Source organism: Halorubrum sp. B52 (assembly GCF_059752555.1).
This window is the reverse complement of the sequence record NZ_MWTG01000009.1, coordinates 1,133,848-1,149,486: the sequence shown is the minus strand read 5'-3', so window position 1 is coordinate 1,149,486 and position 15,639 is coordinate 1,133,848. Positions and strand designations below refer to the sequence as shown.

The following is a 15,639-nucleotide window of genomic DNA, read 5'->3' as shown; positions in this document are numbered from 1 at the left end:
CAGATTGTGACAAGTGTTCCACCGCCGTCGATACATACAGCGGGTTGACTTACTCCTCAGCCAGCGTGGTCTCTTCCATCATAGACACTAACGTCGACTGTAAGCTACTCTCATTCTCAACGATCTCTTCACCGAGGAGCCCAGTTGACACGCTTTCGTCCGGCACCATACCACCGACGAGCAGAAACTCTTCTCCAGAGCTTTCGAGGGAAAGGAGACCTCGGAAATCGATGTTTTCCAATTCGTCGTTGTCACCAGCTTCCCACTCTACCTCAAATGTGAAGCCGAAGTGGCGGTACTGGGGTTTCTCATACCCGAATTCCCTGATACAGCTTATGGACCAATCTTTCTGTAACCCATCCTGTATAGACGGCTCACCCCCATAACCATGCAACTCGCGCGTTTGTTGTGTATATACCTCCTGGGCGAAATTAGTGGTTGTCTCACTATAGGGGTTCTCTCCGCAAGTATTCTCTCGAAGAATCGTCATCGGGTTATTGACCGATACAGAAAATGGGACTGGACCACCACCGATTGTAATTCGTGATGAGGTATCCTCTTCATCATTCTGAATCATCTGTGTAGGGGTTGCACGAATAGCTAGGAAGGACGCAATAGACGGTACATTTGACGCGAATTCGTCAGCGGTTCCCCCAAGCTCTGCTTGCTCTGCTCGAACCCCCTCCCAATCGAAGCTATACGCTTCTTCGGATATTTCCTCGTCATCCCACTGATCGCCAAACTCGGGGAGAGTTATTCCGTTAATTGTGTTTTCATTAGCAGATGTTACCGCACTGCCAACCGACGAGAAACCAAATGTGAGCACCGCAGTCGAACTCAGGAGAAAGTCTCTTCGGTCCATACCAGATTATATTGATTAAGGAACATACGTTTATCGCCAATACAAACAGTTTGTGGATGTGTTTGATATGCTGGAAGGGGGAAATGTAGACTATATAACAGCTGTTTTCACTATGAAGAACACCAATTTATTGACCGCAGCCGAAAAAGAATGTGTCATCAGCTGATGATTTCAACAAACCCGATTATTTAGGCCTTGAGGGGATGTTTCGTTCTATGACGTGGTTTGGTGATTTTCGGAGCGAAGTAAGAGAGAAAGCACGGGTTTCGGATTTGGTTTTGATTTCTTCGGTGCCAATCCTTCTCTTGCTGATCTTCCTGCTTCCTGAATCAATTCAGAACGCTTTGATCCTGGACTACGGTGATTACTCTATTTTCAACCTCTGGAGCTCTGCCTTTGTACATCGAGGATTCGATCACTTCAGCAATAATTTAGCGGCTTACTGCGTCCTGATCGGCCCAATATATCTGCTCTTTGTGCTGGCGAATGAACGGAAGCTGTTCCGATACACGTTTCTGTCACTTCTCTTCATCCTGCCGTTCGTGATAGCCCTAATCAACATAGCCGTCCTTGGCTCTGGAACCGGAGCAGGCTTCTCCGGAATCGGCTCCGCATTCTTTGGCCTTCTCCCCGTCTCGCTATTCCTATTCATCCACAATAAAGTCTCAGAGAAGATAGAACCAACCCACGGAGTCGTACTGTTTCTAATAGCCGCCGGAATCATCGCACTAACCTACTCCAGCGTTACTGCAGCAGCCGGAATCCTGCTGATCGCAGTACTCCTTACCATCTACGACATATACCAGATAGGTCTTGACGAAGCAAAGAATGCTGCTGTCGAGCTAACTTCGATGGAGGGATATTTTGAACTGGTTATGATCACCAGTCTCCTGTTCCTGATCTCTCCAGTACTGCTCTTTCCTCAAGATATTGCCCAAGGCGATGGCGCAGTGAACATTCTATCCCACTACTTAGGGCTTGTCTTCGGATTCTTCGGACCCACGACCTACCTAGTCTATCGAAGACGTCGACAGTAGCTATCTGACGGAACCAAAGTACGAAGATGACCGGTATCAATCAAAAGGCCTCATACAAAACCGTGTGACTCCTCGTTAGCAAATCCACTTTTACAGGTGTTGGCAGTTCTATTTAACAATCGAGTTTTATTTGTTAAGGTAGGATGGCTGGAGAGACCGATTCAGAGCTCATCGAGAAAATCAGGGCTGTTGTCGATCGAGTCTATAGTGAGCAGTTAAGCGACGGCGTGAATGCAGTTGAGAGCCTCCGATTGGTGGGGAACCCTGAGCCTGATGTTGGGATCTTCCAGTATGAACCGAGACAGGTAACATGGGCAGTAAATCCCTTCGCGGGCAACATCGATATATCCTCGCGTTGTGTGAAGAATTCCAAGGAAATTTGATCATTATTCTTGACGGCGCGCCGTACTTCAGGGCGTCGGCCGTCACGGACCTGGCGGCCCGTGACGACCTCGAATTCGTTCAGTTACCAGCGTACACACCCGAGCTAAATCCAGTCGAAGAGTGTTGGCGACAGCTGAAACAGACGCTCAGCAACCGGTTGTTCGACTCACTTGATGAACTTACGTCGGCGATCGACCACGCTCTTGAACAGCTTTCTGCCCCAGATATACGTAATTACTTCTAACGATTACTATAGTTTACCCCCACAATACGACACGCTCTCACCGTGTATTTCTCACCCTCCACTAAGAGTGGAGGTTCCATCGATAGATGCACCAGCTTATCCGCGTACTTGTTCCCGGTACCACTCAAGACGACGCCCTCGCCCGCGCTCACAGCGCCCTCGACAAACTCGTCGGTGTCGGCGTCGATACTGCCAGTGTCTACGACTACTACGGGACGTTCGATCAATCGGACTCACGTTACAAGCCGCACGTCGCGAACGTCATCAGTGATGGCAGCTCTGAGACTGTCGACGAGACAACGGTCGCTCCAGCGTTCCCACTCGACAGCGACGAGGGGCAAGCACTCCTCGATGACGCGCTCGAGGAACAAACAGAGGAGTTCCGAGATACGTTGTCGAGATTCCAGTCGAAAGTCGAAGATCTCTCCGTTGAGGACGTGATGAACAACGTCGACGGAGTACGATTCCACCTGGGACAGCTCGCCGAATGTCGAGGACCGTCAGTGTACATCTATAACGAATACGGAGGCGGTCTCGTATCACCGACGGCCGTCGACAAATACGTCGATCGCCTACACAACGCCTCGTCCGGTACTGTCGGCGGCGACGGTGACGCCGCAGCGGCCACAAAAGAAGATGAGCAGATGTCCCGGGGATGGCTCGTCCCCGCCGACGTCCATTTCTAGCGCGTTATGCCGAGTGAGTCACACCTCTTCGAAACGCTTAACGACCCGAATCGGATAGCCTTCCGGGTAGAGCTCCCTGACGGGAAATCAACAGCGTTCGCGACGACTGGACGGACCGACGTTGCAGTCGGCGAGCGGTACTGGAATTCCTACGACGGCGAACTATACCGCGTCACGATCGTCGACGACACGACGGTTGAAGCAGTCCTCGAATTCGGCTGTGGAGATATCCCCCGATCAGTCTCCTTCGACTGTGAGTGGTTTACCCCAGACGGTCACTCCCTCCACCACATCGCTCCGGAGACCGAGTAACCGCCATCACTCTGTCGACCCATCAGTATGTCATCACTTGCTTTTCCCGTTCGTGACGGGTCAAAACCAGCACCTCTTGACCATTCCTCGCTGGCCAGCAACAAACCAACCGAGCTCGCATCGACGATTCGCGCCGGCGATCACATCTTTGAGCGAACCGTCATCGACTCTCGAAGTCGATTCCCCATTCCCGAGGTGAAGGCTGTTTACCGACGTCGCGTCATCACTAACGTTCAGCTCACTCGAGGAGGCCGTTCATTGGTCGTTCACTTCCAGGAACGGCTCCCTGCCGATGAGTCGATGGTCGCAGCGCTCCATTCGAGTGATCCTGAGTGGCGTACATACCCACCAGCGGGAATCCCGGATTTCCCACAGATGGACGTCGAACCTGGTGAAAAACCGGACTGGAGGGTCTCCCATTGGGAACCCAAGCGTGTCACGCCACCGCCTCTCGAGGACGTCACCGACCTCACAGTCCACCGCGTTTGTGGACGAGGGAGTCGGCAATTCGTCAATCACCTTCTTATCGGTGGTCCGGACGGCCGCATCGACCACCGCCTCGGCGGTGTCGCGAAATGGAAGGCCGGATTCATCGCTACCCACGAGGGGCATTCGTACTCAGTGGCGGTACTCGCACAGCCGTACACATACAGTTACGACGGGGCTCGTGAAGAGCTGTATGTTACACGGCTTGCGAATCACCCGAATCGCCCACCGAATACGTCGAGTTGGATGCTTGCGCGTCTTCGAGACTGGGTACGTGAGAATACCGACCGAAAGCGGCTCGTCGCGATCGCCGGCGTCGACGACAACACTGGAGTCTGCTACCGAGCCGCTGGGTTCGAACTCGATCGGATCAAACCCGTCTCTAGTACTGATTGGGAGAACCGTGAAGGACGTACTGTGCCCCGTCGCGACGAGTGGACTAAACGAAGGTACATCTCATCAGTATAACATCTAATTAGTCAGGCGAACCGTTTCAGCGAGGATTTAGAGATATCTCCGAATCGAGAATCCTCCATTACGATATCAAGGATAGCCTCAGGATTGTGGAGTAACCGATGAGAGTTGTGGCGGCCACCGCCTTTTCCCATATTTACCTCCTTAGTTTCGATTACCTGGCTGAGCTGCATCTCATCAAGAATATCCCGGAACCGCCGTATCCCAATCGTGTCCATATCTATCGCGTTAGTGATCTGCTGGTACGCATCGTAGAGTTCACCTGTGATGATGTAATCATCACGCGAGTAAAGTGACTTAGCAGCGATCGAGAGACAAGCCGCTTTCATTTGAGTGGGGGTTCCCTGGAGGAAGTCGCGGAATCGATCCTTTTCAAGTGCGTCTTGGGCTCTTCGCACGTGGTCTTCTTCGACCATGTCAGCTCCCTCACGATCGGCTAGCTCTCCTGCGGTCCTGAATAACCGCATTGCTTTCCGTGCATCTCCGTGTTCCTGGGCTGAGAAAGCCGCGACAAGAGGAATGACCTCATCAGTAAGAACACCATCACGAAATGCGTCATCACGCCCGCGAAGAATCTCTTGAATCTGATTTGCATTATATGGGTCGAAATTGAGTTCTTGAGTCTGGAAGGCACTCTTGGTGCGTGGGTTCAACTCGTCGAAGAAGTTGATTTGATTGCTTATTGCTATAATTCCGATTTGACACGACGTATCATTTGATTCGACTGCCTTCGCGAGACTCATCAGAACGTGGTCGCTCTTGAGAAGGTCGACTTCGTCGAGAATGATGATAGCCGAATCGTAGTGATCGAGAATCTGCCAGAGGCGTTTGTAGAACTTGTCTTTCGGTAGCCCGGTATCGGGCATTTTCACGACGTCCTCATCCTCGTCATAGATATCCTCGTCGTTCAGCTGTTGGCCGATTGTCGAGATGACTTGGACTTCAGTTGAGGATTTCGAGCAGTCTAGATACGTATGGCCTATTCGGATATCATCAACTGCCGCATTGACAGCTCGACGAGTGACGTATCGGGAGACAAGAGATTTTCCCGTTCCTGTTTTCCCAGTAATTGAGATGTGATTTGGGGCACCACCATAGACAGCGTCGTTCAGACAGCTGCTGATAGTGGAAATATAATCGTCACGTCCGACAATTCGATCGCCATCAGGTACCCAACCGACACGGACCATCTCCTTATTTTGGAAAACTCCCTTCCGTTTAGAAAAGAGCGGGTCGTCAACCTTGAATTGTTGACCGTCCCCGTCGCTTGATGGCGGTTTTCCATTCTCGTCTGGACTCCCCTTCGGTTCCGATGTTTGGACGCGAGATTGGTCGTCTTGACCGTCTGAAGACGTAGAATCCAAATCTCGACTTTCATCGGAAGTCGAGGTGCCGTTTGACATAGAGGCACCGACGAAACCCGATTACTTAAAAGTATTCCCACCTCGACTTCCGACGTAAATCTACCACGAAAGAAGGTCTACTGGAAGGACTATCTCGATCTTCGAACAATCACGGAACCCAACACACACACCCCTTCGGTTCCGTCGTTACCGATGAACGTGTACCCCCCACGGGAAGGATACGTACAATCGCGGTTTAGTGGATAGAACGCGTCTCTACGGCGTTTCTGGACGTTCCACCCCGTTACTGATTTTCATCTCGAACCTACCAGTCGCTCCGCTTCCTCCTCTCTAGTATTTCGTCCCGCGGAGTTATTCAAGCTGTATTGTAATAAATCTAGGGTTAACTAACTCAACTTTTACATATTCTTATCGTGGGACAGAATACAGACGGCTTCTGCTATTCTCAGTCTAGTTACCGCTTTTCACGGCCGCTAACGTCGGAACCGGTGGGGTGTGTCTGGTCATCGTGATCTTGAGCTGCGTTGCCCTTGTCTATCTAACGACGGAACCGAAGGGGTGTGGGTCCGTCATCGAGTAGTGATAGGATTTTCCCGAGACCAATTCTCGTCTCTAATCTGTCCGTGGTATCCTGAAGTATTCATTCTTGACGAGGGTTCTGGAGCTATTCTTCCGTCTTTTGGTTCCACTCATCCCGCTCTTACTTTCATCTAAAGAGAGTAAATTCGCACGCTAACGCCGGAACTGGTGGGGTGTCCCCTCCCGAGATCTGGAGACTTCATACGATTTGTCCCTCGTTTACGACGGAAGTCTAGGGGTGACCCCATTGCGATAACGCCGGAACCGGTGGGGTGATTTTCGCCTCTCCTTACGCCGGAACTGGTGGGGTGTCCCCTCTCTGGATTTTTCCCTCCCCATGTTGAACTGAGGCGATTCGTCGATGGCTTCCATCCCTGACCCGAGTACATACGAACCAATCACCGAGCATCTCGATGAAGTCCACCAGAAAACGGGCCTTCGCACATACGACATCTTCACGAACTGGCTAAACTTCATCGTCACCGCTCTTAGTCGAAACGACGACGACTACCTTGAACTCGTTCACGACCTCACAGATCGTCTCCACGATGACGACGATCTCACCAGAGATGTTCTCGAGACCTATGGGACTGCACTCGGAGCCCTCGTCAATACAATGGAAGAAACGACCGTTCCGGGATACACGCACTCGGCGGAACTCCTCGGCGGGATTTACGAACACTACGGAGCTAACAGTGATGCCTTCGGCCAGCACTTCACACCCCAGAATGTCGCCATCGCGAAGGCTCAGATGCTCTTCAGCACCCCCGAGAGTATTCGTGATGCCACTCCGGAGGACCCTATCACGATCAGCGATCCGGCGTGCGGGAGTGGTCGACTCCCATTCCACGCTGTCCAGCAGCTCCGTCACATCTCCCCTAACACGCCCACCGTCGTCGTTGCACGCGACATTGACAAGACGTGCGTTTATATGGCCGTCATCAACTTTGCACTCCACGCCATCCCCGCGTATGTCGTCCACGGAAACTCTCTCACCTACGAGACGTGGCACGTTTGGCGAATAAACCATCCCACGCGAATCCTTACCGACTCAACCGTCAACGGAGCTATCACCGAACTCGACCCTGACAACGCACCCATCATAACGCACAGTTTCGGAGGATAGGCCAGTTTTGGAGTAAATCTGCGTTGGCTCGTGGTTTTCTCGGCGGTCAACGGCCGATATCGAATCGATATAGGCGTAATTCTCGGATAAGCGTGAGAAATTGCGTGGATTCTGGAGATGCAAAGCAGCGTTGCCACTCCCGAACAGCGGACTCAGCGGGAGTCAACCGGTTAGTCGGGCGGGATCAACGCCGAGACGACGATCTCGACGCATTCGCCCGCGGTCAACACGGGCGCATACTCCATCTCGCCATCGACCCCCGCTTTCAGCAGGAAGTCCGTGAGTCGCCAGATATTGTACAAGAGTACCGCGAACACGAAGTAGAACAAGCGAACGCGGTAGTCCTTCGAGGACGTCTTCGCGAGGAAGTCTCCCTTGATGCTCTTGTACTCGTTTTCGATCTGCCAGCGACGACTGTACCGGCGACAGAACGTCTCGGCCTCATCCGGCCCGACTCGGAGATTCGTCGCGAAAACGGTCGTCCCCTCGCCGCTCGTCGACGGCGCGTACAAGAATCGCATCGGGTGTGAGCCTGCTTCGACGTGCACGGACGCCGATTCTACAGCTACATCTTGGTCGTCTTCGTCCATTCGCTCGATTACTTCGCGTTCGGAGCTGGTGACCCGTTTCGGGATGAGGTAGTTCACACCGAGGTTCGAGAGGGTCTGGAAGACACGCATCGAATCAAATTCACGGTCACAGAGGACCGTCTCGATCGGAACGTGTTCCTTCGCCCGTTGAACGAGTCGCCGCACGGTACGATGGATCTGATTCGGCGGGTTCTTATCCCACGCTGAACTCTCGCGCACTGGCTCGACCGCAAGGACAAGTGGGATGTTCCGCCCGATGATCGAGAGGGTCGCAAACTTGAACGCCCGCCCCTCGCCGTCTTTCGTGCCGCTCACCATTGGCATCTCCTCGACATCCCCGTAGTAGGGAACAGTCGTGATGTCGATCGCAGCGGTCACTGGCCGGCGGAACGAGGATTCGGAGGCGATGACCGAGAGTAAGCGATCAGTCGTTTCATTAAACCCATCCACAAGTTCTTCAGGTTCGAATTGTTTGACAGCGCGGAGGTGAGTGTCCCCATGCGGCCCATACTCCTCACCGCGTCGATACTGAAAGCGTGCGGCTCCTTGTGCGGTGCCGCACCGAACCATCCCCATGAAGGTCTGCAACTCGAAGAACTGTGTGTCCTCGTAGGACGCGTTCGCACCACGCCCAGAGTCGAAGTAGCCAAAAGCGTGATCGCGCGCGAGCCGTGTCGTCTGAAGAATTTCGTCCTGGGAGAACAACTCTTCTTTTACTGAGTCTTCCTCTACTGGAGCTTCTTCGACGATCTCCTTCTTAGGGCGCACTTCGTGCGCAGGGATGTCGAAATCATGGACTTCTTTGACGACGAAGTGAGCTGCAGTCTGCACGAACTCCTGGACAGCGTCGTCGAATCGATTCCGCCACGCTCGCGAGAACGCTGATTCGCCGGGCACGCGACTGAAGCCCAAGCTGGAAGCGACTTCGGGGTGCCGCGTCAGCCGTCGAGTGAATGCGGCGTACGACTCACCCGTAATCTCCATGAAAACGAACGAGAGAACCATCGCACGAAAGGAGAGCGGGCCAGGGTGCCACGCCGGATAGCCATCTTCAACTGAATCAATCGAATGGTCTAGGTTCTCGAACGCGGTGACGAGGTCGGACTCATGGAGATCGTTTCGAATGGCTATCCCGAGCTGGTACGCTTCACACAGATAGCGCATTCGCGGACTCTCACGAGAATGCGAACCGCTAGAACCACTCATGCGAGGTACTGAGAAAGATTACAAAATCAACGCTTCGAGAGCTTGGTAAGGGTTTGCGGGTGGTCTGTAACTGAGCGTTTCAGGTCATCACATACCTATGGGCGAGACGGATTGCAGAAATGAAAAAGAATCATTCGTGTGATGGTACCCTCAGCAAGTGATGTTCGGGTTGAACTTGGCAAACTGTCCGTTAGGATTCTCGGAGAATAACCAACCGTGGAGTCCGTAATGGCGTGGTTGGTCTGGGTAGTGGCCTTCCATTGGCCCCTTGAGGGTCATCCGATCTTCCTCACCGAACAGTTCCGGAGGCTCATCGGTCGATTCAGCCGGTACAAACCACTCTGCACCGGCCAGTTCAAGTTCTCCGCTGGTAGTCTTTTGGTAAAAGAGAACTTGAGGTTGGTCGTAGGAGAGCTCCGTAAATTCAGGATTGACAAACGGTTTTCCTAATTTGTCTATACACACATCTAAATTCTGATAACCATCATCTAACGCTTTCTGGGAAGACTGGTACTTCTCCAGAACAGATTTGGTGGTCTTGATGTTCACACCTGAACCGCTTTGGGCATTACTATTCGAAGCATCAGTACATCCAGCAAGGCTAGCAGCAACTGTACTTCCGATAACACGTAGGACGTTTCGACGCTTCATGATTAGAGTATCGTATCGCTGTTCAAAATAATGTTGGAAACCACAAGAGCGGTTTTAGTGATGAAAAGATGAGGGGCGTTACTGGTAAATTAGCACTCATTAGTCATGTAGTCGTTGATCGTTGACACCGCACAATTAGAATACGTAGACACGGATTCTTGTGGAGAACCGGAGTCCTCACACTGAGGGCCTTCGTTGTCAAACATGTAGGTCACGAGGCCGTCCACAGTGTTCACGGAATCTTCCGGGTGTTTTGCACCGTAGATATGTCCCGGTTCCATGCCGAGGTAATGTCGGATACCGATTCCGTTGGTGTCGAAGGAAGGAAGATGACCGCCGGTCGCAGCCTCGTAATCAACGAGAGCCGTTTTGTTGTCCTCGGTCCATCCATTAATGCCACCGACGAAGGCACACCCATAGTAATCGCCATCCCAGTAGTGATCTAGGACGACACACCCATCGTTACTTCCGTAGTAGTCGAAGTTGTTCTTGAGCCACTCGTCAGCCTCCACGAGCCGGTCACCCGACTGTCCGCAGGTAGTGGTAGCGCTGACTGGAACCTCGAGGTTCCACGTGTTTGCTACGGGATCGGTACTGACCTCGTTCCAGACGTTGTTCTTGAACCACGCAGCTTCTTGATCAAGCTTTGACTCAGCGTTACTTCCGTAGTGATTGTAGAAGTCATCCGTGCCGAAGAAATCCCAGATGCAGGTCATTATTGGCACCTCCTCTGACCGAAGAGCGGACCATGGTCGTAATTACGATGCACGACGAACAGATCGCTGTTTGGGACGGATTCGACTTTCATATTGTCTGCTGCGATGTTTCCTTTGAGAATCCCGAGTATCGGATACTCCGGGATGTCCGGTATGACGGCTACCTTCGGCGCTCCGAACAGATCAAGAGTTCCGTTATTTCGAACGGTAAGCTCGGGAGTTACTGTGGTCTTTTCGGTCCCAACGACAGGACGGACTGTGTAAGTCCCCTCATGGCCGGGACGTTTGATCTCTCGTTCTACCGGATCCCCGTATTTCTTGACTGTCACAGTCTGTTCAGAAAGTCCCTGAGTTGCTTCCGACTCCGGGGAAACACGTAGGACTGGATTGCCATCCTGGGACACGACTGCGGTCCCTCCCTCCATCTTGACGTCGAATGTGAATGGAGTGTAACCTTCGACGGGCTGAAGCTGAGTTACGCTTTTGCCGTCGTAGTCGCTCTGCTGGTAGAGCATCTCTGTCTGTTGGAACCCAGTCTGATCAGAGAACCGGGTGATATTCAACGGACTTCGGAGGAGGGCGTTGTGGGGGCCTCGAAGCTCCGCTGGATCGACTCTCAGAAGGAAAAGCCGATTCTTGTGCGTGTACGTGTTTGGAACCGCATTCGCAGGACTAACTCTCGGGATTCGATCTGATGCCGCAGGGTGGTTGATCTTTAGGTCAACCACCGTTTTCTTGCCTTGCTTAAGATCGGATTTACTCCGATCACCCTCCCGAAGGTCGAACATCGGTAAGGTAGCGAACGCGCCGGCCATCCCGGACTTCTTGAGAAAATCACGGCGTGTGTTTTCTCTATTGCCTTTCATTGGTGTAGATTGCTGTGTCATGTCTGTGTCTCCTTTCCCGGTTATGAGTTGGTGTCGGACCCAACTGTGGGCGGACTTCAGTTTCGTTGTTTGAGGGTTGTGCGTGCACGTGGTTGTCATCTGGCATGTGGACACACCACACCCGGCACATAACCGGCGGTTGTATTCATCTCACCGACTGATGAATTCTTCATGAGATGAGGGGTGCCCCCAGTTGATTGTACCCCCTCCCAATCCATACCCCCCTCCCCCACAGGTTGACCCCCACCCCCACACCGTGAGTAAACCCCCGCATCTGCTACTAATGAATCAACCTACTCAGCTATAGGGAGAATTTAACCGTCGCCTATGTGTAAATAGTTAACATGGCTCTCTCATCCGGCGACGATCTCGACGCCGTCCTCACCGAGCGCCACTCCTACCTCCGCGTACTCATCGAACACCCACGCTCGAAACGCGATTTAGAAGACGCGGTGGATGTCTCGCGCTCCACGCTGGACCGTGCCCTGCGCGACCTCGCTGCTGCTGATCTCGCCCGGTATGAAGACGGCGTCTGGATGCCTACGCTTCTCGGGTGGTGTAGCTACCGAGCGCAGGAAGCGTATCGTGACCAGCTCTCTACACTCGCCGAAGCCGCCCCAATCCTCAACCACCTCTCGATCGACGAGCCGATTGGCTGTGCGTTCCTCGATGGCGCTGACGTCTACGAGGCCGACCCATCGATGCCGGACGCAGTCATACAGACACTTCTCGATTCGGTTGAGCACGCAACGGAGGTGTATGTCGCTACTCCAGTCGTCGTGACTGGCTTCGCCGAGGAATTCTACGAATGCGTGAAGATTAGCGAACGCTACTCGCTCGAGATGATCCTGCCAACCCAGGTGTTCGAACAGGTCCATACCGCGTTTCCGACGCTCACGAACGAGTTGATGAACGACGGGAACGTGCACCTGTATCGAGCATCGATCCCGTTTTCGTTCGGGCTCTGGATTGCGGATGCGGACGAGGTTGGAATCGTGGTCTTCACTGAGCAAGGGCTGGGTGGCATTTTGGTGAACGATACCGACGACGCGCTCGACTGGGCGACAGACCAGTATGAACGCGCGAAACAGGAGGCTGAGCCGGTCTTCCTCCGAGGCCGCCTCTGAATAGGAGAAAATCACCCCTCCAATTTTTGATTCAGTTCTCGATATTTTGAATAGAAGGTACGCATCAAATCCATCCTCCGAGATTGTGCACGCCCCAGACATTCCGCGTTTACGAAACTACAAATTGGGATTTGAGTTGGCAACCTCTCTATAACGCTCGTGCACTACCACAGATTTGAGAGGATTTGATCCGATCACTACTATTGTATCGGAAATTCCGGAAGTTGGGTTGTTCCAACTCCCGAATTGTTTTGGTTGAAATGTCCATACGGTACGGTATGGGTCGAGGAAGGCGAACTGCTAATTATGCGGTTGGAACAGCAACGAATCCTACTTCGATTGGGCTCTGTTGAAATCCTATTCTTCAGACATATTCTCGTCTGAAACAGCTGGTCGCTGAAGAGTGCGTATCGATCTCTATCCACTCTGTAGTCAAGCACCCCGATTATAGCTGCAGTCAGAACTCACCGAGCGACAAGAATTTGATCAAAGGCAGTCATCAGTTCGATAGGATAGTACTTGTTCCCCACTTGGATGACAATCGATAGTGGTCGATCATCGTGTGTCTCTCGATACGGGTCAGTCCCGTACTCCTTGAGATTTCCGAGAAGACGACCAAAGGCAGATCCACCCGCATCATCACAGGTTTTTGCGGATCCGTGTTGAGCGGCAAAACGAACGATGAGTTTCGAGTCTGAGGAGAACCGTTCGTATTCGGCCACAGCGACGGTTTCGCCCATGGACTCTGTTCGCTCCGAAAGCTCCAACGAACCTTTCGGGACGCACTCAACGTTCTTATTAAGCCAAGGAGGTGGGTTCTCAACTGGCGGTAGTTCGTTATTGGAACCTATTCGGTCTGTTACTGGTGATAGATAGCCGGCAACTGCTACTGTAAGGCCTGAAGCTAGAATAGAACGACGGGAGGGCATACCCAAATCATTCGTCAAGATGAACATATGTCTTGGGGGCCCTGTTGATATCATATTCTTCAGATATGTTCTCGTCTGAAACAGCTGGTCGCTGAAGAGTGCGAACGTATCGGTGAGCGTCCCGTCTGGTTACGTCTTTAATCCGTGCCCCGTGAGTGGCATCACCACGTCCGCATCTGGCCCGAGCGTTCCGCGTTCTCGATACGCCGCCAGTGACGCAGGCGCGATCGCACAGGTCGGCTCCACGTAGAACCCGTGCGAGTGGAGCCGGTCTAACTCCGTTTGCACCGCGTCTTCCGTGATCGCAATCGCATCACCGTCGGTCTCAGCGATCGCATCCAGGAGTTGGCGTTTCCGTGTCGGCTCTCGTATGTGGACGCCGTCAGCGACCTCGTTCACGCTCTCGGGGACCGCGTTGAGTTCGCTCGCAATCGGGGCGTATCCGCGGCCTGCGCGCCGAGCAGACGCGGCATCGTATCGATCCACCCCGCTTCGGACAACGCCTTGAATCCACGGTACGCGCCCAGGAACAGTGTTCCGTGACCGAGCGGCATCACGATCGCGTCAGGGACGTTCCAGTCGCGTTGGAGCGCGACTTCGTACGCGAACGTCGCCGTCCCGGCGGAGAACGCCGGACTCCACGAGTGACTCGCGTACCACGCATCGCCCGATTCGACGGCCTCGATGCATGCGTCGGTCGCAGCTTGGCGTCCGCCTTCGATCCGAACGGGCGTCGCACCGACCCGTTCGATTCCGCGGAGCTTTCCGTCTCTGACAGAGGCTGGAACGTAAATTTCGGCGTCGAGTCCGGCGCGAGCCGCGTACGTTGCGATGGCAGCCCCTCCGTTCCCTGATGAATCTTCGACGACTCGATCCGCGCCACACGCGATCGCATGGCTGATCGTCGTGGTCGCCCCCCGATCCTTGAAGCTGCCCGTCGGGGAGACGTATTCGAGTTTGAACTGCGCGTCCCACGTCGACGACGAAACCAGCGGCGTCATTCCCTCGCCGAGAGAGGGACCTTTCTCGACCGGAATGAACGCGTCGAACGACCAGAGTCCGTCTCGGGTATCGAACTGACCGGGGTCCGGCCGGCCGAATTCCGGAAGCGGTTGGTGAGCGAAATCGAGGACGTCGCCGCACTCACACCGCCACTGATCGGTGTACGTCCGCCCGCACGACGAACAGACGAGTTCTGGGGTATCCATGGACTCCCTTGGTCACATATCACAGAGAAAGGTTTCGGTGGTAGCAACGCGGCTCTCACTGCGCGGCGGTCGTTGAGTGCCCTGTATCGACCGCTCAGAGTGATCGGCCGGTGTTGTGACTGAGACATGCGAGCTACTTCGCGACAATCGAGGGCGTCACCCCCGTACAGGCACTGCTGCTCGATCACGTCCTCCGCGGTGACGGCCGGGCATACTGGGTGGACGGCGCGAACCGAGCGAACACGACGCGGCTGCGCGAACTAGCACCAGCCGACCGGGTGCTCGATCGAATCGACGTTGCTCGGGGGTTCACGGTCCACCAACACACGTCGCTACTCGATCGGCTCGCCGGGCGGCTCGACTCCCGTGACTCGCCGTCGCTCGTCGTCGCGATCGGCCTCGACGGGATGTACCGTGGCGCCGATATCGAGGGCGAGCTCGCGACCCAGATGTTCATTCGCGCGATCGCGTCGATCGGGACGTCCACGAGGAGTATCAGCTGACGCTCTTGGTCGGTGACGCCCCGGGCGGCCTCTACGGGCAGACGGGCGGACCGAACCCGACACCGCCGCCCCGCGAGGGGCTCTCGAACGCGCTGCGTGAGCTCCGATCGTTTCTGGACGGACAACAGGCAGTCGCCGAACTCAGTGTGGAGTCGCACCGGCAGACGTTCCGGACGGACGCCTGCTCCTCCGCGTCGACACAACGTCGATCGAGGCCGTCCGGACGATCGCAAAGCGGGTCCGGCAGTTCGATCAGCCGGATACGTTT

Annotated in this window: 14 protein-coding genes and 2 pseudogenes; 8 read left to right on the top strand and 8 right to left on the bottom strand. The window is 54.0% G+C overall.

Features of this window, described 5'->3' with window-relative positions:
* Nucleotides 1-49 precede the first annotated feature (49 nt).
* On the bottom strand, nucleotides 50-862 hold the full coding sequence (locus tag B4V04_RS14380; RefSeq protein ID WP_498232412.1) for a hypothetical protein: 813 nt from the start codon (nucleotides 860-862) through the stop codon (nucleotides 50-52).
* A 152-nt stretch (nucleotides 863-1,014) separates the two neighbouring features.
* Between B4V04_RS14380 and B4V04_RS14375 the strand changes: the two genes are divergently transcribed.
* The 5 genes and pseudogenes from B4V04_RS14375 to B4V04_RS14355 all read left to right on the top strand — a co-directional run bounded on the left by B4V04_RS14375 (nucleotide 1,015) and on the right by B4V04_RS14355 (nucleotide 3,525).
* Complete coding sequence (locus B4V04_RS14375) at nucleotides 1,015-1,899, top strand: hypothetical protein (protein ID WP_498232411.1); 885 nt, start codon at nucleotides 1,015-1,017, stop codon at nucleotides 1,897-1,899.
* A 143-nt stretch (nucleotides 1,900-2,042) separates the two neighbouring features.
* Nucleotides 2,043-2,282, top strand: a complete 240-nt coding sequence (locus B4V04_RS14370; RefSeq protein WP_311173363.1) for a hypothetical protein — start codon at nucleotides 2,043-2,045, stop codon at nucleotides 2,280-2,282.
* Nucleotides 2,243-2,527, top strand: a pseudogene (locus tag B4V04_RS14365) (transposase); the annotation flags it as partial. The gene B4V04_RS14370 and the pseudogene B4V04_RS14365, both read left to right, overlap by 40 nt.
* A gap of 86 nt (nucleotides 2,528-2,613) precedes the next feature.
* Nucleotides 2,614-3,213, top strand: a complete 600-nt coding sequence (locus tag B4V04_RS14360; protein ID WP_497257513.1) for a DUF7995 family protein — start codon at nucleotides 2,614-2,616, stop codon at nucleotides 3,211-3,213.
* Nucleotides 3,214-3,219: 6 nt separating this feature from the next.
* Nucleotides 3,220-3,525, top strand: a complete 306-nt coding sequence (locus B4V04_RS14355; protein ID WP_497257515.1) for a hypothetical protein — start codon at nucleotides 3,220-3,222, stop codon at nucleotides 3,523-3,525.
* A gap of 965 nt (nucleotides 3,526-4,490) precedes the next feature.
* Here the strand turns inward: B4V04_RS14355 and B4V04_RS14350 are convergent.
* Nucleotides 4,491-5,888: a Cdc6/Cdc18 family protein gene (locus B4V04_RS14350; RefSeq protein ID WP_123539434.1), complete on the bottom strand. Its 1,398-nt coding sequence runs from the start codon at nucleotides 5,886-5,888 to the stop codon at nucleotides 4,491-4,493.
* 901 nt (nucleotides 5,889-6,789) lie between these two features.
* Between B4V04_RS14350 and B4V04_RS14345 the strand changes: the two genes are divergently transcribed.
* The gene (locus B4V04_RS14345; protein WP_498232410.1) at nucleotides 6,790-7,554 is read left to right on the top strand and encodes an N-6 DNA methylase; all 765 of its coding nucleotides are present in this window, start codon (nucleotides 6,790-6,792) and stop codon (nucleotides 7,552-7,554) included.
* A 170-nt stretch (nucleotides 7,555-7,724) separates the two neighbouring features.
* Here the strand turns inward: B4V04_RS14345 and B4V04_RS14340 are convergent, their stop codons facing one another.
* The 4 genes from B4V04_RS14340 to B4V04_RS14325 form a co-directional block, all read right to left on the bottom strand.
* The gene (locus B4V04_RS14340; RefSeq protein ID WP_123623101.1) at nucleotides 7,725-9,308 is read right to left on the bottom strand and encodes a transposase; all 1,584 of its coding nucleotides are present in this window, start codon (nucleotides 9,306-9,308) and stop codon (nucleotides 7,725-7,727) included.
* A 192-nt stretch (nucleotides 9,309-9,500) separates the two neighbouring features.
* Entirely contained in the window at nucleotides 9,501-10,001 is a 501-nt protein-coding gene (locus B4V04_RS14335) for a hypothetical protein (protein ID WP_123623064.1), read from the bottom strand.
* Between the two features lie 89 nt (nucleotides 10,002-10,090).
* Nucleotides 10,091-10,717, bottom strand: coding sequence for a hypothetical protein (locus B4V04_RS14330; RefSeq protein ID WP_123623067.1), 627 nt, complete (start codon nucleotides 10,715-10,717; stop codon nucleotides 10,091-10,093).
* Nucleotides 10,717-11,604, bottom strand: coding sequence for a twin-arginine translocation signal domain-containing protein (locus B4V04_RS14325; protein WP_164471140.1), 888 nt, complete (start codon nucleotides 11,602-11,604; stop codon nucleotides 10,717-10,719). The genes B4V04_RS14330 and B4V04_RS14325 overlap by 1 nt, the downstream gene beginning before the upstream one ends.
* A gap of 344 nt (nucleotides 11,605-11,948) precedes the next feature.
* Between B4V04_RS14325 and B4V04_RS14320 the strand changes: the two genes are divergently transcribed.
* Nucleotides 11,949-12,731 (top strand): helix-turn-helix transcriptional regulator, encoded by a 783-nt coding sequence (locus tag B4V04_RS14320; RefSeq protein WP_123622727.1) that lies wholly within the window; start codon nucleotides 11,949-11,951, stop codon nucleotides 12,729-12,731.
* 464 nt (nucleotides 12,732-13,195) lie between these two features.
* Here the strand turns inward: B4V04_RS14320 and B4V04_RS14315 are convergent, their stop codons facing one another.
* Complete coding sequence (locus B4V04_RS14315; protein ID WP_498232409.1) at nucleotides 13,196-13,660, bottom strand: hypothetical protein; 465 nt, start codon at nucleotides 13,658-13,660, stop codon at nucleotides 13,196-13,198.
* 129 nt (nucleotides 13,661-13,789) lie between these two features.
* Nucleotides 13,790-14,868 (bottom strand): annotated as a pseudogene (locus B4V04_RS14310) (pyridoxal-phosphate dependent enzyme).
* A gap of 218 nt (nucleotides 14,869-15,086) precedes the next feature.
* Here B4V04_RS14310 and B4V04_RS14305 point away from each other — a divergent pair.
* Complete coding sequence (locus B4V04_RS14305) at nucleotides 15,087-15,371, top strand: hypothetical protein (protein WP_498232408.1); 285 nt, start codon at nucleotides 15,087-15,089, stop codon at nucleotides 15,369-15,371.
* Nucleotides 15,372-15,639 lie beyond the last annotated feature (268 nt).

Coding starts and splice junctions, on each gene's coding strand:
- B4V04_RS14350 (WP_123539434.1), bottom strand. CDS start 5,888: ATGTCAAACGGCACCTCGACTTCCGATGAAAGTCGAGATTTGGATTCT.
- B4V04_RS14340 (WP_123623101.1), bottom strand. CDS start 9,308: ATGCGCTATCTGTGTGAAGCGTACCAGCTCGGGATAGCCATTCGAAAC.
- B4V04_RS14325 (WP_164471140.1), bottom strand. CDS start 11,604: ATGACACAGCAATCTACACCAATGAAAGGCAATAGAGAAAACACACGC.
- B4V04_RS14315 (WP_498232409.1), bottom strand. CDS start 13,660: ATGCCCTCCCGTCGTTCTATTCTAGCTTCAGGCCTTACAGTAGCAGTT.
- B4V04_RS14380 (WP_498232412.1), bottom strand. CDS start 862: ATGGACCGAAGAGACTTTCTCCTGAGTTCGACTGCGGTGCTCACATTT.
- B4V04_RS14370 (WP_311173363.1), top strand. CDS start 2,043: ATGGCTGGAGAGACCGATTCAGAGCTCATCGAGAAAATCAGGGCTGTT.
- B4V04_RS14335 (WP_123623064.1), bottom strand. CDS start 10,001: ATGAAGCGTCGAAACGTCCTACGTGTTATCGGAAGTACAGTTGCTGCT.
- B4V04_RS14320 (WP_123622727.1), top strand. CDS start 11,949: ATGGCTCTCTCATCCGGCGACGATCTCGACGCCGTCCTCACCGAGCGC.
- B4V04_RS14345 (WP_498232410.1), top strand. CDS start 6,790: ATGGCTTCCATCCCTGACCCGAGTACATACGAACCAATCACCGAGCAT.
- B4V04_RS14360 (WP_497257513.1), top strand. CDS start 2,614: ATGCACCAGCTTATCCGCGTACTTGTTCCCGGTACCACTCAAGACGAC.
- B4V04_RS14330 (WP_123623067.1), bottom strand. CDS start 10,717: ATGACCTGCATCTGGGATTTCTTCGGCACGGATGACTTCTACAATCAC.
- B4V04_RS14355 (WP_497257515.1), top strand. CDS start 3,220: ATGCCGAGTGAGTCACACCTCTTCGAAACGCTTAACGACCCGAATCGG.